Origin of the sequence: Acetatifactor aquisgranensis, assembly GCF_943193215.1 — a bacterium.
GTDB classification, from domain to species: domain Bacteria; phylum Bacillota; class Clostridia; order Lachnospirales; family Lachnospiraceae; genus Acetatifactor; species Acetatifactor aquisgranensis.
Genome location: NZ_CALPDH010000004.1, coordinates 234,643 through 253,255 on the forward strand (window position 1 = coordinate 234,643; position 18,613 = coordinate 253,255).

Sequence of the window (18,613 nt, forward strand, 5' to 3'; positions counted from 1 at the left end):
AACGATGGGCAAAAAAGAGCTGTCGTGGAGAAAACGGGAGCAGTTTATAGAAGACAATGGTATCATCTATCTTGATAACGTGAGCAAGGTCTATTCCAAGGGAGCGCCCGCCATTAACGGGATTACGCTGGGGATAGGCAAGGGGGAGTTCGTATTCATCGTGGGCGACAGCGGTTCGGGAAAGTCCACCCTGATCCGCCTGCTGCTGCGGGAGCTGACGGCCACGGACGGCAGTGTCTATGTCATGGGCAGGGATCTGGCCAAGCTCAAGCACAGGCAGGTGCCCAAGTTCAGGCGTAACCTGGGGGTGGTGTTCCAGGACTTCCGTCTGCTGAATGACAGGAATGTCTATGAGAATGTGGCCTTTGCCCAGCGGATCATAGAGGTGCCCGGCAAGGATATCAGGCGCAATGTGCCCACTATCCTGGCCACAGTGGGCCTGGCCGGAAAATACAAGGCCAAGACCAGACAGCTTTCGGGCGGCGAACAGCAGAGAGTGGCGCTGGCCAGGGCCCTGGTGAACAAACCCTCCATTCTGCTGGCAGATGAGCCCACGGGCAATCTGGATCCGAAGAATTCCTGGGAGATCATGACGCTGCTGGACGAGATCAACCAGAGCGGCACTACGGTGGTAGTAGTGACCCACAACAGGGAAATCGTCAATGCCATGCGCAAGCGCGTGGTGACCATGAAGCGGGGCATCATCATCAGCGACGAGGAAGGAGGAGAATACATCGATGAAGATTAGCACATTGTTCTATACCATCAGACAGGGCTTCGTCAACATCTTCCGGAACAAATGGTATTCTCTGGCCTCCATAGCGACGATAGCGGCCTGCCTGTTCCTGTTCGGCCTGTTCTACTCCGTGGTGATGAACTTCCGCAGCATCGTGATGAAAGCGGAGGAGGGCGTGTCCGTGACGGTCTTCTTCCACTGTGAGAAAGATATGTGCGAGAGCCACACAGAGGGGCAGATTCCGTCGGATATCCGTATAGAAGAAATCGGCCAGCTGATTGCCGGCCGGACCGAGGTGTCGGATGTAAAGTTCACCTCCGACGAGGAGGCCTGGGAGAACTTCAGGAGAGAGAAGTGGGGAGAGAATTATGAGGCATATTCCAAGGGATATTTGGAGAATCCCCTGGAGGGCGATGACTCATACGAGGTTTTCCTCAGCGATGTGTCGCTGCAGAGCGCTCTGGTCACATGGCTGGAATCTATGCCGGAGGTGCGCAAGGTCAATCATTCCGCGCTGACAGCCGATACTTTAAGCGGCGCGAATATGCTGATTGCCTATGTGTCCATCGGCATCATTGTGATATTGCTGGCGGTCAGCATCTTCCTGATCAGCAATACGGTGGCCATCGGCATCGCCGTCCGATCGGAGGAAATCAATATCATGAAATATATCGGGGCCACCGACTTTTTCGTCAGGTCTCCTTTCGTGCTGGAGGGTATGCTGATCGGGCTGATGGGTGCCGCGCTGCCGCTCTGGCTGATTTATGGTATCTACAATTACGCATTGACGTATATTGCGGAGAGATTTTCTATTTTGACCAGCTTTCTCAACTTTTTGCCGGTGAATGAGGTGTTCGGCGTACTGACACCCGTGTCGCTGATTGTAGGCGTGGGCATCGGCTTTTTGGGAAGCATCGTCACTGTCAGAAAGCATTTGCATGTATAGAGTAGGGGCTTATGGAGAAGAGGAAGAATGTTGCCGCGCTGCGGCGCATGGTATGCGGATTGCTGGTGGGGAGTGCTGTCTTGTTGGCTCCTGGAGGAGCCGGGCAGCAGGCGCATGCCACAGGCAGTAAGACCACGCCCACCGCGGAGAGCATCAAGGAGAAAGAGAATCAGATTTCCCAGATAAAAGAAGAGAAAGAATCCTTGAAAGACGGTCTCAGCGATTTGCAGGAGATCAAGAAGAACCTGGAACAGCAGAAAGATGACCTGAAGAACTATGTGAAAGAGCTGGACGGCAATCTGGAAGAGATAGAGGCCAAAATCGCTGACCTGAAAGAACAGATCAGCGCCAAGGAGGCGGAAATCCAGCAGACCCAGGCAGAACTGGAGGCTGCCCGGAAAAGGGAAGAAGAACAGTTGGAGGCCATGTCCATCCACATCAGGCTTACCTACGAGTCGGGTGAACCCAACATGGTGGATCTGCTGCTGCAGTCCAAAAGCTTCGGGGACTTTCTGAATACGGTGGATTATGTGGAGAAGATGGTGGCCAGCGATAACCGGATGTGGCAGGAGTACAGGGCCGCAAAGGAGTATGTGCAGCTGTGCAAGGAAAAAATGGAGCTGGAAAAGGAGATTCTGGACGAGACAAAAGAAAATGTGGAAATCGAGCAGAAAAACCTCGAAGAGTTGATAGAGCAGAAAAATCGTGATATCATAAGTTATGAGACAGATATCAATAATAAGGAAAATGCCATAAGGGAGTACGAGGCGGAAATCAAGGCCCAGGAGGATGAAATCAGGTATCTGGAGGCCATTGTGGCCGAGGAGAGGCGGCAGATGATCGCCAACAACCAATCGGCGCTGGTCTATGACGGAGGCGCTTTCAAATTTCCGCTGGCATCCTATACCAGAGTGTCTGACGACTACGGTATGAGGATACATCCGACACTGGGCGTGGAGCAGTTCCACAATGGCGTGGATTTTGCCTCTGCGACAGGGACCGCTATCTACGCGGCTTACGATGGAAAGGTGGTGGCCGCTGCTTATAATGCCAGCATGGGGAATTATGTCATGATAGATCATGGGGACGGGCTGTCTACTATATATATGCATGCTTCCGCCCTGTATGTGAGCAAGGGGGATGTGGTGGCAAAAGGCGATACCATCGCCGCCGTGGGCAGCACCGGCCGTTCTACCGGCAGCCATCTTCATTTCAGCGTAAGGCTGAACGGGTCCTATGTATCTCCGTGGGGATATCTCAGCCTTTGACAGAGCCCTGAGGCATTTTGCTGTGACGGACAGGAGGGAAATGTATGGACGAGAACCAATCATATTTTGATAATATTTCCGGGACAGGGACGAATACCGGAAGAGAGAACGGACCGATGCCGGGGAGCGGACCGGTGTACGGCGACGGGAGGGTGTATGGCACCGGAACATCACAGATCCCTGGGAAAGGGCCAAGAGGAGAGCGGGGCAGCGGAAAGGGACTGTTCCTGATTGGGCTGATTACCGGCATCTCCGGGGCGCTGCTGATCATGGCTATCTGCTATCTGGGCCTTTATATCCAGAATGTGGTGGAGTCCGGTCAGAATGTGGCAGAATCCAGACAGAGTTCTTCCGATGAGGTTTCGTTTCTGAAAGATTCGGCCATTGATGCCTCTGTGCTGAATAAGATGCAGACCATAGAGAATACTATCAATAATTATTTCTATCTGCATGATGTGACCGGGGAAGAGCTTCAGGACGGCATTTATAAAGGGATGCTTCAGGCATTAGGAGACCCGTACTCCGAGTATTATTCCGCAGAGGAACTGGAAGCGCTGATGGAGCAGACGGAGGGCGTCTATTACGGCATCGGCGCCTATGTGAGCCAGGATGCGCTCACCGGCCTGCCCAAAATCAGCGGCGTCATCGAGGGGGCGCCTGCGGCGGAAGTGGATCTGCGTGCCAACGATATCATATACGAGGTGGACGGCGCTTCCACCTATGGACTGACCCTGACAGAGGCGGTGGCCCTGATCAAGGGGCCGGAGAATACGGAAGTGACCCTGACTATTGTCAGGGAAGGGGAATCCGATTACCTGGATGTCACCGTCACCCGCAGAAAGGTGGAGACGCCTACCGTACAGCATGAGATGCTGGAGGAGGGAATGGCCTATATCCAGCTGACGGAGTTTGACGATGTGTCTATCAAACAGTTCGAGGATGCGCTTGCTTCTGTACGGAAATCCGGCATGAAAGGCATGATTTTAGACCTCCGGGGCAATCCTGGCGGGAGCCTGAACGCTGTGGTGGAGATGGCCCGGATGATTCTGCCGAAAGGCATGATTGTGTACACGGAGGACAAGAGCGGAAAACGGTCAGAATATACCTGCGACGGCGATAAGGAGCTGGATGTGCCGCTGGTGGTGCTGGTGGACATGAATTCCGCCAGCGCGTCTGAAATCATGGCCGGCGCCATCAAGGATTACAAGCTGGGGACGCTGGTGGGGACCACCACGTTCGGCAAGGGCATCGTGCAGCAGATCATTCCGTTCCGGGACGGATCTGCGGTGAAGGTGACCATCAGCGCTTATTATACGCCCAATGGCAATAATATCCACGGCCTTGGCATCGAGCCGGATGTGGTGTGTGAATTCGACGGCGAGGCTTATTACGGAAGCGAAGACCATCCGGACAATCAGCTGGAAAAGGCCAAGGAAGTGTTGAAAGGGCTGATGGAACAGTAACCAAGACGGCTGAAAGGAAGCTGATATGAAAAAAGGAACAGCGGGAGAAAAGAATAGACAGGCGTTTTGGGTTGGGCTTGTATTATTGCTGATTGGAACGCTGTCCTTTTTTTACTGGGCAGGGAAAAAACAGGTCTGGTTCTGCGATGAGATATATACCTACGAATCTGCAAATGGATTTGAGCAGGACTGGCCCGGTACCTGTGTGGATCAATGGATGACAGGGGATGATGTGGAGGCTTTCTTTGCCGCTGACTGGGACAGGCTGTCGCTGAACGACATCACCATACGTCTGTATAATGACCATGTGCCCCTGTATTTCTGGCTCTTCCGCATGGTGTCCCTGTTCTGCTTCAAGGGGAGCGGGAGCATCTGGATCGGCCTGTCCATGAATCTTGTATTTTATCTGATCGTTTTGGGCCTGATTTATGGAATCTTCCTGCGGCTGACAGGGAATCCGCTCCATTCAGGGACGGTGACGATATTGACCGGAATGGTCAATAGACTGATGATAGAGCAGGCGACAGTGCTGAGAATGTATATGATGCTCCTGCTGGAGGAACTGCTCCTGCTGTTGGCGGGTCTGTGGATTCTGCGGGAGGCAGACAGAAAGAAGATGCCGGCCGGAGTGTTTCTGTATCTGCTCGCAGTCAGCGTGATGGGATTTCTGACCCATTATGACTATTGGATTTTCTATGCGGTAACGGCGGCTCTGTTCTGTTTCTGGCTTTTCTGCCTGGCTGTAAAAAGAGAGGGGAGAGGTTTCTGGCATTCCCGGGAATTTCGGTATGTGCTGGCCTGGGTGGGGAATTTCGTGTTTTCCCTTTTTGTTACGATAAGATTGTTTCCATATTGCCAGTGGAATTTGAACCAGGGCAAGGGACAGACAGCGCTCCATTCCCTCTTTGTCTTTTCGGGGGAAAAGTTTGGGCAGATTGTTTGGGATACAAACGCCTGTCGGCTTCACTGTTCGGTGACGGGATACCGGCGGCCGTGGGCCTGGCGGTCATCTTCGGCGGTATTATCGGCGGCGGGGCCATGTTATATCGGAAAAAGGAATGGAAGAGACTGGCGGGCATGATTCTGACCGTCCTGGCTGCCCAGGCGTACCAGTGCGTGGTGTGCTTTACCATGCCGGATGTATGGGAGGAGCGGTATCTGTGGGGCACCTTTACGATTATGGCGCTGTGCATGGCATGGGGAGGCATTCTGCTGCTGCAGGAGCTGCGGGGCAGGCAGCGAAAAGAAAAACGGGGAAATATCGTCTGGCGAGGAGCGGTTCTGGCGCCGACAGTCAGTATCCTGATAGGAGAAATCAGAGTGATTGACGGCGGAAACGGTGTCGCATATCTGTTCCACCCGGAGAAAGATGTGGCTTTGCTGAAAGAGCAGAGCGGGATTCCATGGATAGTGTATGGGCCTACGGTGGGAGTATATTCCTATTATGACTGGCTGATTCCGGAACAAATCTGTTTCCTGACGGAGAATAACTCGCCGGAGGATGCGAAAGCAGTCAGGGAGTTGCCGGGGGAGGAATTTGTTCTGTATCTATATGAGGATTATCTGCCGGAGGCTCTGGATTTTTTTGGATGGGAATTAGGAAAGAAGCTTACGACAAAATATTTGACAAAGAGCACGAATTTGAGTGTATATCTGGTGCAGTAGCAAGATTTTAATGCAAAAAATGTATCCGCGGGAGGAAAATACCCGCGGATATTACATTTCTGTCAAAAGACGGGCAATCCTTACGGCGCCCAGCCCATCCACCATTTTTCTTTCCTTTTCATGCATTTTACGCCTGATACCGGCATTTGCCGTGAGCTCATCCATCATCTGCCGCATTTTGCCAAGCGTCTCTGCCGGATTGTGGTGAAAGGCGCCGCAATAACCTGCTATTTCTGTACGGCTGATATATTCCGTTAAGGCCTCCTGATTCTTCGCATAGGAAAAGCACAGGAAAGGAACTCCTGTCGCGGCCAGTTCATATATGGTAGTTCCGCCTGCAGTGATGGCTATATCGCAGTTTCGCATCAGTGATGCCATATCGCGGACATCATGGTGCACATAGAGCTGACGGCATGTCTGTTCTCGATATTTCCATCCCTCAAAATCCGGATGATACCGGCCTGTGACTACATGATACCGCAGTCCGGGACTCTGAATCGTTTCAAAAATCCGGGCCGCAATATTCCTGTGATCGCCGCCGCCTGTGGTAATCAATATGTCCTGTGCCTGTTCCCGAAAGACATATCCGCTCTGACGGAACTGGGGACGGAGAGGGACGTATTCGCTGCCCGCATAAAATCTTGTATCTGTATCCTCATATAGCTGCCTGTACTGCTCTCTGGTGGCAAAGGCGTTATAATTCAGGACACAGTCCACAGAATAAGCCTGTTCTGCCATATCATCCAACAGGAAAATATGTGCCTGCCGTCTCAATGCTTTAAGATACTGCGCCGTGATATAATAACTGTCAACTATCAGCACCGGAGCGCCGCCTGGGCATTCTTTTTGCAGATGCTGGGCCAGCCGGGGTAATTCCTGATTCATATCGCGGTAGTTGGTGTGGAGCACTATGGTCTGGTATCCGCCGGATTCTGCCAGCGCGCCGGATATCTCGTCGGCGCACACGAAGCAGATATCTTCTTTCTCCAATCCGGGGAGATTCTTCAGTTCGTCTGCAATCGTCAGGCATCTCATCAAATGCCCTGCCCCGGTGGAGGCGTTTCCGTCTGCACGGAAATAATATCTCATGATTCCACCAGATCCCATGACATGGGCGTGCCCAGATGGGCATCCCGGGAAATCTTCTTTCCGAGAAGTTCCTCATAGTATTTTGTATGCAGCCCACAGGAGGGGCGTACGGAGCGGAGATTCCGGGGGGTGAAAACATCCCCGGCTTTCATGTCCTGGGCGATAAAAAGAGACCTTGCGTGATCCCTGCTGGCTTTCTGCTTCGGCGTCAGCTCGCAGGTCGCCTTACCCATGGCCTTTTCTATGATGCGGATCTGGTCCACCATCTCCTTGAATTCCTGGGGCTCCATGGAAAAGGCGGCATCGGCCCCGCCGTCGGCCCGGCTTAAGGTGAGATGCTTTTCCACGACTCTCGCGCCCATTGCAACGGCGGCGCCGGCCACGGCACAGCCCATAGTGTGGTCGGACAATCCTACCGTACAGTCGAATACCTCCTGCATGGCCGGAATGCCTTTCAGATTGATGTCCTCATAGGGAGAGGGGTATGCGGAACAGCATTTCAGGAGGACGACATTTTCGTTGCCCTCTTCCCTGCAAGTCTGCAGCGCAAGCTCGATGTCCCCAAGATAAGACACGCCCGTAGACATGATGATGGGTTTTCCGGTCCTGGCTATCTTCCGGATAAGAGGGATGTCGTTCACCTCAAAACTGGCCACCTTGTAGATGGGGACCAGCAGTTTTTCCAGAAAATCGACGCTGGTAAGGTCAAAAGGGGAGGAGAAAAAAACAAGCCCCATGGATTCGGCCACTTCTTTTAGTTTCGGCTGCCATTCCCAGGGGGTGTAGGCCGTCTGATAAAGCTTGTACAGAGTGGTGCCGTCCCAGATAGTCCCCTGCGTAATCTGGAAACAGGGATCATCGCAGTTCAGGGTGATGGTGTCCGGCGTATAGGTCTGCAGCTTGATGGCATCAGCCCCTGCGTCTTTGGCGGCTTTGATGATTGCGACAGCCCTGTCATAATCCATCAGATGGTTGGCGGACATTTCCGCGATGACAAAGGTGGGGGAATCATTGCTGATTACATGCCCTTGAATTTCGATTCTCTTATTCATGCTCATACCTCCTGTGTGCCGAAAGAAACTTTTTCGTATTTCTTGCTGTTCCTGATTTCCTGCCAGCGCTGCGCGGTCATATGCATGAACGTCACATCATAATACTGACCGTCCTTGCATACATGGTTTTTCTTTTCCTCTATGATTTCGCTCCCGCATAAAAGATGGAGCTGTATCACCCCTTTATTCAGGGTAAAAATGTCTCCTATGAGTTCCTTTTTATGCAGTATGTCGAATACATAATCGTAGAGACTCATCTCCAGGGCCAGAGCGGTCTTCATGCTGCGCAGGCGCTTCTCCCCTACATAATAGGCCCAGCCTGCACAGCCGTCGGCCCTGTCCAGTCCCGTCAGATTGATGACGCCGGCGCTTTCGCCGTCTATCTCGATTAGCCAGTAGCGCACGTCCGTGTTCCCGCAGATCGCTTTAAACCATTTGCGCTGCCCTTCCAGGGTGAGCTTCGGGTTGGTGTTCATGTATCTGGTGATGTCGGGATCCATGCGCCAGCGCATGATATTCTCCAAATCGTCTTCTCTGAGTTCTCTTAAGCGGATGCTCATTTCAGGCCTGCTTTCTCAAAAATCTCTTGTACGGAAGTGATCTCCACAGCTTCGTCCAGGGGGATGGAGATGCTGAGCCTTGTCTCCAGCTCCCCGATCAGCATCACATGGGCCAGGGAATCCCACTCCTCCAAATCTTCCATACGAGTGCTTTCGGACACGGTTCCTGACGGAAGCTGCAGCACTTCTTCCATTAAAGCGATTATCTTTTCTTTCATGAATCAGTATCTCCTGTTTTCTGTAGGATAGGGGTCATGTGTGCCACTCGGCATAATATTCTCTTTCAGGTCTGTCTGCCAGATTTATCTCATAGAGCTTCCCGCCGGTCTCCATTGTCTGGATGACGGTATAGCCGAGTTTTTCAAAAAGGGTTTCCACCGGCTTGTTTTTCGCGGTGGGAAGATATTGTGCCTGTAGGGAGAGGCAGCCTTCCTCATACAGTTCTTTCTCGATATCATCTACAATGGCGTTTTCGATGTTTCTTCCCATCACCCGACAGCTCATGACGAAAGTATCTATTGCCGGAGCGGTTCCCGCAAGGTCTACAATCACTGCCGCCACAATGCCGTTGTCGCCAAAGCAATCTTTTACCCGATATAGATAAATCCTTTTGCCGGTATCATGCAGTAGCTTTTGCATGTGAGATTGCTCATAGCGCTTCGTGGTCAGGTTGAATTGATTGGTCTTATTGACTAATTGGGTCAATCTCTCCAGATTTGCCTCAGGCCTCTCGCGGATGATTTCCATGGCCAGCTGGCGCAGGTAGGAGGCGAAGTCCACAGCCTGGGCTTTCAGGATATTCCGCCTGGCGTTCTCCGCGTATTGTCTGGTCTTCTGTCTGTCTTCTCCGGTAATGGCAGCCTGTTCGAAGTACTGCCTGTAAATCCGGATCATTGCGTCCGGCAGCTCTTCCGGTTTATCCGGAAAATCTGGAACGGTCACCTGGGGCAAAGCGGCTTTTACCAGCTCTCTTTCCGCCGGATTATCATCCCAGAAGACAAAAGAGTCCATTCCAAGGTTCAGCTCCTTTGCAATCTCCGCAATATTTTCCGGTTTTGTCCGCCAGTTGATTTTCTTGCAGACGAAATCCTCCGGGCGGAGCACCATATGGGGATGAGAGGCGATGATATCCATGGCGTCCTTTTCGTTATTTTTGGAGACGATTCCCAGCAGGACGCCCTGCCTCTGCATCTGGGTGATTACCCGCTGCAGGTTCTTGTACATCAGCCCCGTGTGTTCCTGGGAGAGTACCACGGGAGAGTGATCGGCCTCTCCCGCCAGCCCTCCCCACAGAGTGTTGTCCAAATCCAGCAGCAGCACTTTTTTGGGGATTCTTTCCTGCAGCCGGATAGTCTGGAGAAGCAGCTCCACCATGCGTTTCTGGGCTTCATTGGTGTGGAGGATACGTCCCATGTACCACATTTTGAAAGAAAAGGCATTTTCGGCCCCTATTTCTTCTATGATGCGGCGATAGGGCAGTATGCGGACATTGGAGCGCTCCCGGGAAAGATTCCGCAGACATTCCTGCCATCTGTCTTCAGACTGCTTTCTGCAGTCGGTATCCTGCATGACCTCCAGTTCCGGGCCCCACAGGAAAGCATCAGAAATATAGTACAGGCGCTCCTCGTGCAGTGCTCCTTCCAACATGGAGAACCATCTTTCGATCCTGTCGCTGGACGCTGACAAATCGTGATCAAGAACCTCCATCAAATCCATAATCAGGAAAGTGATGTCAGGACGGAACGCTTCATAGGAGGAGGTGGCATCCAATAAAGTCCCCAGCTCGTTGCCGTACCCTGCTGTCTCATAGACGAGGCTTTCGGGCTCTGCGGCTACGAGTTCCTTTTTCAGCATCCGGATGACGAAATTCAAATTCACATTGGACAATACTGCAATCCTATGACTCATGCTTTTCTTTCTCCATCATCAGCCTGTATTTCATCTCCGCGATTTTCCAGTCTGTCTCGTTATCGATGTCCTGCACTTCCAGCTCATCGATTACCATGGGCAGGATTTCCCCCAGCATCACCTTTCTGTTCACCAGATAGCGTTCGGTTTTCATAAGGGAGAACTGCCCGGAGTCGTGATAATGGGGCACGAGGTCCTGGGAACGGGCGTCCAGGTATTCCGGATACTCAAATACCAGCCTGCCGTCCCTTACCACCATGCCCCGTTGGGGCGGAAAAGAAAACGGCACTACCGGGAGCAGCGTATCCGCGTCCGAGGCACAGAGCTGCTCCACTGCCGCCCTGAGCTTTTTGGCAGTCACAAAGGGAGCCGTGGGATAGATGCAGCAGGTCAGGTCGAAAGTCTGTCCCCGCTTTTCGTATTCCGCAAGGACTTCCAGCAGCACGTCGTTGGTGGTGGCGTAATCTCCCGCGGTCTCCTGGCTCCTGAAGAACGGCACTTCCGCGCCGTATTCCACAGCGATTCGGGCAATTTCCCCGCTCTCTGTGGACACCATGACCGTGTCGAACACGCCTGCCTGCAGTGCGGCCTCTATGGAATATGCCAGAATTGGTTTCCCGCAGAAATCCCGGATATTTTTCTTCGGAATCCTCTTGCTGCCTCCTCTGGCGGTGATAATCGCGATTGCTCTCATTTTAGGATACCTTCCTTTATTTATATCTGTTGGTTCTGTCTGTGGATCAGAGGGTCTTCATAGGCATCCATGAAGTCCTCCCCCAGCCGGACCACCTCGTCGGCGAATTGGATCGCCTTGATTTCTGTCAGCACTGCCACTACCTTTTTGAACCTAAGCCCCGGGAAGAAATTCAGCATCTCCATGGGGACCGTGGCGTCGAACTGCGGATATTCGGCAAATAATGTACGGTAATCCAGATTGTCCCTGGGATGGGGCTTGAGGAAGATTGTCCCCTCTTTTTCGTACATGTGGATGATGTCCCGGAAAATCCGCTCTCTCACATCCAAAGTGCACAGGGGATCCGTCAGTATCAGTATCTTGTCTTTCATGTCGGTTCCCGCGGCAATCTGTGCCTGCAGCTGGTCCATGTCTCTGATGAACGCCTGCAGAATCAGCGCCTTATCCTCTGAGGTCAGCCTGTCCGCCAGGGCCTGTCTGGACTGCTCGATATACCGGGGACAGGGATACCTGATGGCTGAGATGTCATTGACCTCCATGTCGATGCAGTACTTTCCATAGCCGTTCTGTACAAATATCAGGTTCAGCTTCCTGGAAAGGAACGCTTTCAGCTTGAAATGCCCTCTGTTGTCATAGCGGGCGGCGTCAAAATTCTTCAGGCAGTTCAGCCCGTCCTCCAGCGCATGGTAAGGGATTTTCTTTTGATTCAGATAATATCCTATGGGGTCGGAATCGCAGTACACATAAGTGTCCCCATAGTCCCGGAAGTTCACGGGGATATAAGGTTCTTCCAGCTTTGCGTACAATCTGGTGAAACGTATCCGGCTCCAGAGATTTCCAAGAAAGCCAGGCCCGCCGCTTCGCAGTTTTACAAGCTCCGGAAAAAAGTCCTCCCGCTTTTCATCGAATTCAATCACCTGCTCAAAAAGACCGGTGCTCTCCACCCGGTTTTTCAGATTTTCAAAGTGATTGGACATCTTGCTGAGAACCAGAGTGGCCTGTCCCCTGTTTTCCCGGGGAAGAGCAAGCTCTTTCAAAAATGTGACATATACGTGGTAATAGGTGTGGCAGACATAAATTCTTTCTTTCATCAGACAAAATTCCTGCCTTTCCGGTTATTCCCTGATTATAACACCGGCGGTATCTCTTGTCCAGTCTTTGAGCGGCTTTGGAAAGGATTGCGCCTATGAAGAAAAGTAAGAACATCCTGGAGAACAAATGTTCTGAAAATTGAAGATTTCATCTATACAAATAAAATACTGTATGGTATAATCAGAGTTGCTTTTGTGTCATTAAATCTATTTTAATTTTACTGCATAAAGCCGAACTTTCATTCCTTTATTCTCATTGGGAACGAGATTCTTTCAACCGTTTCATGGAGGTGATATTTGGTGCAAAATGAACAAAAAACGTTCATCGAACAAAAAACGTTCATCGAACAAAAAGCGTTCAAGCTTCATTCAGAATACCAGCCTACAGGAGATCAGCCCGCCGCCATAGCTGAGCTGGTGGAAGGCTTCAAAAAAGGCAACCAGTTCCAGACTCTGCTGGGCGTCACCGGCTCCGGCAAGACCTTCACCATGGCCAACGTCATCGCCGCCCTGAACAAGCCCACCTTGGTCATAGCGCACAATAAGACCCTGGCCGGCCAGCTCTACGGCGAGTTCAAGGAATTTTTTCCCGAAAACGCGGTAGAATATTTCGTATCCTACTAGGAGTAGGCACTTCTAACCACTGTATTTAGTGTTATTTAGTCCTATTTATACCATATCTTGTGGATTGAATGGACTGTATGGACTGAAAAAACAGGGTGGAATCATAGGAATTGTGAACAAAATTCGTCGTGGAAAGTATTTTGAAAAAGAAATAGAGGCTGATTTATGATCTACAAGACATTGAAAATTTGTCTTGTAGATTTTTTTTACAGAAAATGAGTAAACAGCAGAAACTTAATTTTCGCATCAGAAAAACTTTAAGAAATGAGGAGAAAATTCATGTCAGAATATCAATTAGAGATCAAACAGATTGTAGATTATCCACGCTGCCGGATCTATCGGCAGTTTATCCAGAACTTAATGGCAGACCGGAGCATTCGTACAAATGGAGGCTCCGGTCTATTTTATTATACGGTGCTCTGCAACTATGCAAACTTTCGTACCTCTTATCTTCGTATAGACGGCATCGGCTATACGGTATATCCCGGCGAGTGGATCTGTACCGTAAAGGAACTATCTGCATGGTTCCGTACCCGTTTCCAGTGCCAGGCAGTCTCCATCCTGGACGAGCTGCAGAAACGCCACCTGATCTCCTATCTCTTTCTCGACCGTGGAAAGGTGGTCAAATATAAGATCCGTGACTGGAAAAAGCATAATACAGTACTGGATTACAACTGTCCCTGTCAGAAAGATACAGGCTTTTTCTTTATGCCGGTTGTTGTTGCGACCGAACTGGTCAGCAGCAATCGCTGCTCAGAAATGGATATCGTTCTGGATCTGTGGATGTCCGCCGTATACAATGACAGCCAGGTGCAGGGTTCGGAGATTGGTCCGGTTGCTTACTTCCGCAATGGCACCGGCTCCCCGTTAGTGGCTTACAGTGAGATGGCTGCCCGCTGGGGCATCTCCAAAGCCACGACAGGGCGTGTGCTGAAAAAACTTGCTGATATGGACTATATTTCTCTCATGTCATTTCCCGGAAAAACAGGCAGTGTGATCTATCTGCACAGCTATCTTTCCACCATGTTCCAGATATCAGATGTTCTTGTGGATAAAGAGGAGGTTGCCATGATCCTGAAAATCAATATCACTCTGCCGGATAAAGAAGAGCCGCAGGCAGATTCTGTTGTTACTGGGTATGAGGCATGCGTTTCAGAAGAATTATCCTGCGTTTCAAAATCAGACATGGATGCTGTTATCAGAAAAATAGCGCAAGTCCTTGATGCACAGGGAATTTCCTGTTTTCAGTGCCAGAAATCTATATATAAGTTATATCCTTTATCAGACGCCTGCAGGGAAGAGTATATATGTCATACACCAAAGACTGCAGTACGTTTTGGAATGGCGGTATGCTGCGGAGAAGATAAGCCGGTCTACACTTTTGAGCTGGTTCTCATGCCTGCTGAAAAGAATGAGGAAGGGGGAGAAAGAGCATGAAAAAGAATCAGGAAGAAATGAACATCACTGACAACCCATTGTACCATGATACCTGGAAACTGCTGAAGAAATACAGGGATGTGGTGTGGAGCCTGGAATTGTCCGTCCAGCAGGTACGGAGCCGGTTCGAGATTGAATACGGCAGTTCCATTGAGGACTTTCTGGAGTCCGTCTATGTTGCCGGGGTCGATCTGTCAGACCGCAGTATCGAACATCACGCCAAGTGCATTGAACGGAGCCACCGGATGCTGAAACTACTGGATACTTCCATCGACCTGCTCCGCACTAAACACAAGAATGGGGAGAGCTATTACTGGCTGCTGTATTACTCTTTCCTTTCTCCACAACAGTTGCGGAATGTGGAGGAAATCATAGAGAAACTGCGCCCCCATATCCGGGATATCAGTTTCCGCACTTATTACCGTAGAAGACGGGAGGCGATTGACGCACTCAGCTCTATCTTGTGGGGGTATACATCCAAAGACAGTATCGACATTCTGGAGAAGTTCTTTCCGGATGATAAGGATGCCAGAGAGCAATAATAGGCAGTTACATGGCATTTATGAGAAATAAAGATTGGAGGCAATATATGATAGCATTGACTGAGGATGAGAAAAGGATGGTCTTTCAGCTGGAGGGCTGCCGCCGATATGATGTGATACAGGAGATTGCTGTGTTGTGTCGGTATACCCGTGACCATGACAAAAAGGATGTGGCAGAAAATCTCTTAAAGAAGCTGCGTGAACTTTCGGAGGATGACTGCAGAGAGCTGATCTGTGATGTTCAGAGAAATTATCACTCGCCATGGAAAGCAAGAACCGTTGGGGAGATGATCGCTGTGGCCCGGCAGAAATCCGGTGCCCGGAAGCTGGAAGGACATGATATCATGGCATTGGAACGTTTTGATCCGGAAGTAGAGCATATGATTGTGTTTGATGTACTTTCGGAAAAGTCTCCCATAGGGGATAAAGGGAGCCGGATGAGACTGTTTCTGACGGAAACCGGATATAAAAAGGCATTGGAGAACCAGGACAGGCATTTCATACTGATTTTGAACCATGCGAAAGTGGCACAGGGGCATTTGTACTATGACCGGGCAGATACGGAACTGTAGAAATTTCTATTCTTAGACCTGAAAACTACACTTTAAAAGAGAAATTATGGTATACAGGCTTATATACAAAGCTTCCCGCTCCTTTATCCTCCATGTATAATTTTTGAAAAATCATACATACTATATTTGACATATCTATTGACCTTTTAGGTATAAATATAGTAGTATGGAGGTGGAAGGAGTGGATGCCTGTATGCTGAAAGAATATCTGGAAAAAAACTATGGTTACAATGAACCGATTTTCATTAACGAGATCCGGCTGGACGGGATCAATGACAATGCCTTGCGTCAGTATTTTAAACGGATGCTCAAATCCGGTGACCTTGCCCGGTTTGATACTGGGATCTATTATCTTCCCAAAGCATCACGTCTGCTGAAAAAAAGTTATTTAGACCCCATGAAGGTCATTATACGCAAATATATCCAAAACACAACAGAAGTCTACGGTTATTTCGCCGGAGCTACGTTTGCCAACCAGATCGGCCTGACGACCCAGATGCCGGCTATACTGGAAATCATAACATCGAAAGAAGCGACAAAAGGGCGCAATGTTACTGTCGGTTCCCAAAACGTCCGGCTGAAACGTCCAGCTGTTGCTATAACATCTGAAAATGCGGGACTGCTTCAGTTTCTTGATGCTGTTTCCCAGGCAGAAAAGTATTCGGAGCTTTCAGATGCAGAAACCGGAGCGCTTTTAAAAAACTATGCAAAACAGAAAAAATACAGTAAGGCTCTTCTTTCCGGCGTACTGTCCGGCATTACAGGGCCTACCGCAAAAAAACTGATTGAATGGGGTATTATTTATGAATTTACATCATGACAAAGAAGCATTCAGCGAACTGGTTGTTGCCGCTTCCAATGAACTGCACATACCGCCCGGAATCATTGAGAAAGATTATTATGTTACACTTGTTCTTAAAGAACTGGCCTCCAGGGTGAAGGGAATGGTCTTTAAAGGAGGGACCTCGCTTACAAAGTGCTATCAGATTCTGGAGCGTTTTTCGGAGGATATTGATATTTCTTATGCGGCATCAGACGGCATTCCTGGCGAAAGCCGCAAGCGTCAGTTAAAAAAGGCGGTGGTTTCTTCCGTAGAATCCCTTGGGTTTTCTGTTACAAACCTTGAAGAAACCCGCAGCCGGCGTAGTTATAACTGTTACAAAGCCAGCTATCCCAGCATTTATTCCCCGCTTTTGGAATTAAAGCCAGAACTGGTTATTGAGACCTATATTGCCCTCCTGCCGTTTCCAACAGTAAATCGGATTGCCGACAACTATATTTATCGTTTTCTGAAAATGGCAGGACAGGAAGAACTGGCAGAAGAATTTGACCTTATGCCTTTTGAAATCACAACCCAGGCGATTGAGCGGACTCTTATTGATAAAGTTTTTGCCCTCTGTGACTATTATCTGTCTGGCAAGGTAGAGCGGCATTCTCGACATTTATATGATATCTATAAGATCCTGGAATACACAACGCCAGATGTTTCATTGTCAGAGCTTGTTAAGGAAGTACGATGCCTGCGGGAACCTCTTCCGGTCTGTCCGTCTGCCCAAAAAGAGGTATGTATCAATGACCTTCTGACAGAAATTGTGGATAAGGAAATATACCGGAATGATTATGAAAGGATTACAGGCAGGATGTTGTTTACATATCTTCCTTACGAAACAATTATTGACGGGATAGGGGAAATTATCAGTAGAGGATATTTCAGAAACCTATAATGAAGCTATTTTGTTATAGATTAGATAGTATCAGGTTGAGTAAAAAGATGGTATTTAGGGAGAGCGGTATTATAGATGTATGATATGTCAACAGCATTTGATAAATTTTAATACAAATTTGTAAAACGGGATATAAATACCTACTGAATGTATCTTGACAAGATCTGTTTCACTGGATATAATGGGTTACATACCAAACGAATGATAGTTGAAAGGAGGATTGGCGTGGCACGAAATAAATATCCAGAAGTAACCGTTGAGAAGATATTGGAAGTATCACAGCGATTATTCCTGGAAAAAGGATACGACAATACAACTATTCAGGATATTGTAAATGAGCTTGGTGGACTGACTAAGGGAGCGATTTATCATCATTTCAAATCGAAAGAAGAAATTATTGACGCATTAGGGGAAAAACTCTTTTTTGATAATAACCCGTTTGTTACCGTACAAAAACAGAAGAACTTGAACGGTCTACAAAAAATGCGAGAAGTTATTAAGCTAAACCATGTAGATATTGATAGGACAGAGCTTGGCAAGCAAAGTATTCCTCTTTTGAAAAATCCCCGATTATTAGCAGAACTGGCTGACACAAACAGAAAATTGATTGCCCCTCTTTGGTTGCAGCTTATTCAAGAGGGAATAGAGGACAGCTCTATACAGACCGAATATGCAAAAGAACTTTCTGAACTTTTGCCGTTACTTACAAACTTTTGGTTAATTCCCTCTGTCTATCCTGCGACACCGGAAGAACTGATTTCAAAGTTTGCATTTATCAAATACCTTTTGGATAGTATAAAACTTCCAATTATTGACGATGAAATTTTTGATACACTGCAAGACTACCTTGAACATCTAAACGAGGGCAAATAAATAAAATTGCCTTGAAAAAGGCAGTTTTATTTTTAAGCATATACATTCATTCGTAAGGTATTATTTTTTAAGCATATACATACCGCTTAAATGTATGAAAGGAGATTATAATGTCTAACTTAGACCAAAAAATCGAAAACGTAGCAAACAAAATTGAAGTCACCGCAAATAAGGCATGGAAAAAACGTTCATTCCGCTTTGTATCTAAGTCTGTATCTGCTGCGGCAGAAATTGGACTGTTGATAGGAGCTGCACACTTATCTGAAAAAGGCTATAAATTAGCCGCCACCTGTCTGTTTGGTTTGGGTGCAGCAGGACTTGTCTGCGATTTGTTTGTGAACAATGATCTCTCGGAATTCTGATTGATCC

20 protein-coding genes and 1 pseudogene are annotated in these 18,613 nt (G+C 49.0%); 14 read left to right on the forward strand and 7 right to left on the reverse strand.

The window, feature by feature from the left end; all coding sequences use genetic code 11:
- Positions 1-61: 61 nt before the first annotated feature.
- The 6 genes from ftsE to NFS35_RS05515 are packed head-to-tail and all read left to right on the forward strand — an operon-like array spanning position 62 to position 6,078.
- Positions 62-748 carry a cell division ATP-binding protein FtsE gene (ftsE, locus tag NFS35_RS05490; protein WP_251206161.1) on the forward strand — a complete coding sequence of 229 codons (687 nt, stop codon included), beginning with the start codon at positions 62-64 and terminating at the stop codon, positions 746-748.
- A complete protein-coding gene (gene ftsX / locus NFS35_RS05495; RefSeq protein ID WP_251206135.1) occupies positions 738-1,682 on the forward strand; it encodes a permease-like cell division protein FtsX in 945 nt (314 codons plus the stop codon). The genes ftsE and ftsX overlap by 11 nt, the downstream gene beginning before the upstream one ends.
- A gap of 11 nt (positions 1,683-1,693) precedes the next feature.
- The gene (locus tag NFS35_RS05500; protein WP_251206136.1) at positions 1,694-2,950 is read left to right on the forward strand and encodes a murein hydrolase activator EnvC family protein; all 1,257 of its coding nucleotides are present in this window, start codon (positions 1,694-1,696) and stop codon (positions 2,948-2,950) included.
- Between the two features lie 44 nt (positions 2,951-2,994).
- Positions 2,995-4,413 carry a S41 family peptidase gene (locus NFS35_RS05505; RefSeq protein WP_251206137.1) on the forward strand — a complete coding sequence of 473 codons (1,419 nt, stop codon included), beginning with the start codon at positions 2,995-2,997 and terminating at the stop codon, positions 4,411-4,413.
- A gap of 25 nt (positions 4,414-4,438) precedes the next feature.
- Positions 4,439-5,494 carry a hypothetical protein gene (locus NFS35_RS05510; RefSeq protein WP_251206138.1) on the forward strand — a complete coding sequence of 352 codons (1,056 nt, stop codon included), beginning with the start codon at positions 4,439-4,441 and terminating at the stop codon, positions 5,492-5,494.
- Complete coding sequence (locus NFS35_RS05515; protein ID WP_251206139.1) at positions 5,452-6,078, forward strand: hypothetical protein; 627 nt, start codon at positions 5,452-5,454, stop codon at positions 6,076-6,078. The genes NFS35_RS05510 and NFS35_RS05515 overlap by 43 nt, the downstream gene beginning before the upstream one ends.
- A gap of 51 nt (positions 6,079-6,129) precedes the next feature.
- Here NFS35_RS05515 and pseG read toward each other — a convergent pair whose 3' ends face one another.
- The 7 genes from pseG to NFS35_RS05550 are packed head-to-tail and all read right to left on the reverse strand — an operon-like array spanning position 6,130 to position 12,472.
- Positions 6,130-7,167, reverse strand: a complete 1,038-nt coding sequence (pseG, locus tag NFS35_RS05520) for a UDP-2,4-diacetamido-2,4,6-trideoxy-beta-L-altropyranose hydrolase (protein WP_251206140.1) — start codon at positions 7,165-7,167, stop codon at positions 6,130-6,132.
- A complete protein-coding gene (gene pseI, locus NFS35_RS05525; protein WP_251206141.1) occupies positions 7,164-8,219 on the reverse strand; it encodes a pseudaminic acid synthase in 1,056 nt (351 codons plus the stop codon). Before pseI ends, pseG begins: the two co-directional genes overlap by 4 nt.
- 2 nt (positions 8,220-8,221) lie before the next feature.
- Positions 8,222-8,779, reverse strand: coding sequence for a GNAT family N-acetyltransferase (locus NFS35_RS05530; RefSeq protein WP_251206142.1), 558 nt, complete (start codon positions 8,777-8,779; stop codon positions 8,222-8,224).
- Positions 8,776-8,997, reverse strand: coding sequence for an acyl carrier protein (locus NFS35_RS05535; RefSeq protein ID WP_251206143.1), 222 nt, complete (start codon positions 8,995-8,997; stop codon positions 8,776-8,778). Before NFS35_RS05535 ends, NFS35_RS05530 begins: the two co-directional genes overlap by 4 nt.
- A 34-nt stretch (positions 8,998-9,031) precedes the next feature.
- On the reverse strand, positions 9,032-10,687 hold the full coding sequence (locus NFS35_RS05540) for an HAD-IIIC family phosphatase (RefSeq protein ID WP_251206144.1): 1,656 nt from the start codon (positions 10,685-10,687) through the stop codon (positions 9,032-9,034).
- Positions 10,677-11,381 (reverse strand): pseudaminic acid cytidylyltransferase, encoded by a 705-nt coding sequence (pseF, locus tag NFS35_RS05545; protein WP_251206145.1) that lies wholly within the window; start codon positions 11,379-11,381, stop codon positions 10,677-10,679. Before pseF ends, NFS35_RS05540 begins: the two co-directional genes overlap by 11 nt.
- 20 nt (positions 11,382-11,401) lie before the next feature.
- Entirely contained in the window at positions 11,402-12,472 is a 1,071-nt protein-coding gene (locus tag NFS35_RS05550; RefSeq protein ID WP_251206146.1) for a glycosyltransferase family 52, read from the reverse strand.
- Positions 12,473-12,814: 342 nt separating this feature from the next.
- Here NFS35_RS05550 and NFS35_RS05555 point away from each other — a divergent pair.
- From NFS35_RS05555 to NFS35_RS05590, 8 genes and pseudogenes are all read left to right on the forward strand, one after another.
- Positions 12,815-13,093: pseudogene (locus NFS35_RS05555) on the forward strand (DEAD/DEAH box helicase family protein); the annotation flags it as partial.
- Positions 13,094-13,375: 282 nt separating this feature from the next.
- Positions 13,376-14,533: a MarR family transcriptional regulator gene (locus tag NFS35_RS05560; protein WP_251206147.1), complete on the forward strand. Its 1,158-nt coding sequence runs from the start codon at positions 13,376-13,378 to the stop codon at positions 14,531-14,533.
- Entirely contained in the window at positions 14,530-15,075 is a 546-nt protein-coding gene (locus NFS35_RS05565; protein ID WP_251206148.1) for a hypothetical protein, read from the forward strand. The genes NFS35_RS05560 and NFS35_RS05565 overlap by 4 nt, the downstream gene beginning before the upstream one ends.
- Positions 15,076-15,122: 47 nt before the next feature.
- Entirely contained in the window at positions 15,123-15,647 is a 525-nt protein-coding gene (locus tag NFS35_RS05570; RefSeq protein ID WP_334303548.1) for a DUF5720 family protein, read from the forward strand.
- A 193-nt stretch (positions 15,648-15,840) separates the two neighbouring features.
- Positions 15,841-16,467, forward strand: coding sequence for a DUF6088 family protein (locus NFS35_RS05575; protein ID WP_251206149.1), 627 nt, complete (start codon positions 15,841-15,843; stop codon positions 16,465-16,467).
- Positions 16,451-17,371 carry a nucleotidyl transferase AbiEii/AbiGii toxin family protein gene (locus tag NFS35_RS05580; RefSeq protein WP_251206150.1) on the forward strand — a complete coding sequence of 307 codons (921 nt, stop codon included), beginning with the start codon at positions 16,451-16,453 and terminating at the stop codon, positions 17,369-17,371. Before NFS35_RS05575 ends, NFS35_RS05580 begins: the two co-directional genes overlap by 17 nt.
- A gap of 225 nt (positions 17,372-17,596) precedes the next feature.
- Entirely contained in the window at positions 17,597-18,244 is a 648-nt protein-coding gene (locus NFS35_RS05585) for a TetR/AcrR family transcriptional regulator (protein WP_251206151.1), read from the forward strand.
- Positions 18,245-18,354: 110 nt separating this feature from the next.
- Positions 18,355-18,606, forward strand: coding sequence for a hypothetical protein (locus NFS35_RS05590; RefSeq protein ID WP_251206152.1), 252 nt, complete (start codon positions 18,355-18,357; stop codon positions 18,604-18,606).
- The last annotated feature ends 7 nt before the right edge of the window (positions 18,607-18,613 follow it).

Bases quoted from the DNA above. Each gene is read 5' to 3' on its own strand.
- ftsX (WP_251206135.1), top strand. From the start codon at position 738: ATGAAGATTAGCACATTGTTCTATACCATCAGACAGGGCTTCGTCAAC.
- NFS35_RS05510 (WP_251206138.1), top strand. From the start codon at position 4,439: ATGAAAAAAGGAACAGCGGGAGAAAAGAATAGACAGGCGTTTTGGGTT.
- pseG (WP_251206140.1), bottom strand. From the start codon at position 7,167: ATGAGATATTATTTCCGTGCAGACGGAAACGCCTCCACCGGGGCAGGG.
- NFS35_RS05575 (WP_251206149.1), top strand. From the start codon at position 15,841: ATGCTGAAAGAATATCTGGAAAAAAACTATGGTTACAATGAACCGATT.
- NFS35_RS05560 (WP_251206147.1), top strand. From the start codon at position 13,376: ATGTCAGAATATCAATTAGAGATCAAACAGATTGTAGATTATCCACGC.
- NFS35_RS05515 (WP_251206139.1), top strand. From the start codon at position 5,452: ATGTTATATCGGAAAAAGGAATGGAAGAGACTGGCGGGCATGATTCTG.
- NFS35_RS05500 (WP_251206136.1), top strand. From the start codon at position 1,694: ATGGAGAAGAGGAAGAATGTTGCCGCGCTGCGGCGCATGGTATGCGGA.
- NFS35_RS05535 (WP_251206143.1), bottom strand. From the start codon at position 8,997: ATGAAAGAAAAGATAATCGCTTTAATGGAAGAAGTGCTGCAGCTTCCG.
- pseF (WP_251206145.1), bottom strand. From the start codon at position 11,381: ATGAGAGCAATCGCGATTATCACCGCCAGAGGAGGCAGCAAGAGGATT.
- NFS35_RS05565 (WP_251206148.1), top strand. From the start codon at position 14,530: ATGAAAAAGAATCAGGAAGAAATGAACATCACTGACAACCCATTGTAC.
- NFS35_RS05505 (WP_251206137.1), top strand. From the start codon at position 2,995: ATGGACGAGAACCAATCATATTTTGATAATATTTCCGGGACAGGGACG.
- NFS35_RS05580 (WP_251206150.1), top strand. From the start codon at position 16,451: ATGAATTTACATCATGACAAAGAAGCATTCAGCGAACTGGTTGTTGCC.
- NFS35_RS05540 (WP_251206144.1), bottom strand. From the start codon at position 10,687: ATGAGTCATAGGATTGCAGTATTGTCCAATGTGAATTTGAATTTCGTC.
- NFS35_RS05570 (WP_334303548.1), top strand. From the start codon at position 15,123: ATGATAGCATTGACTGAGGATGAGAAAAGGATGGTCTTTCAGCTGGAG.
- NFS35_RS05530 (WP_251206142.1), bottom strand. From the start codon at position 8,779: ATGAGCATCCGCTTAAGAGAACTCAGAGAAGACGATTTGGAGAATATC.
- NFS35_RS05590 (WP_251206152.1), top strand. From the start codon at position 18,355: ATGTCTAACTTAGACCAAAAAATCGAAAACGTAGCAAACAAAATTGAA.
- pseI (WP_251206141.1), bottom strand. From the start codon at position 8,219: ATGAATAAGAGAATCGAAATTCAAGGGCATGTAATCAGCAATGATTCC.
- NFS35_RS05550 (WP_251206146.1), bottom strand. From the start codon at position 12,472: ATGAAAGAAAGAATTTATGTCTGCCACACCTATTACCACGTATATGTC.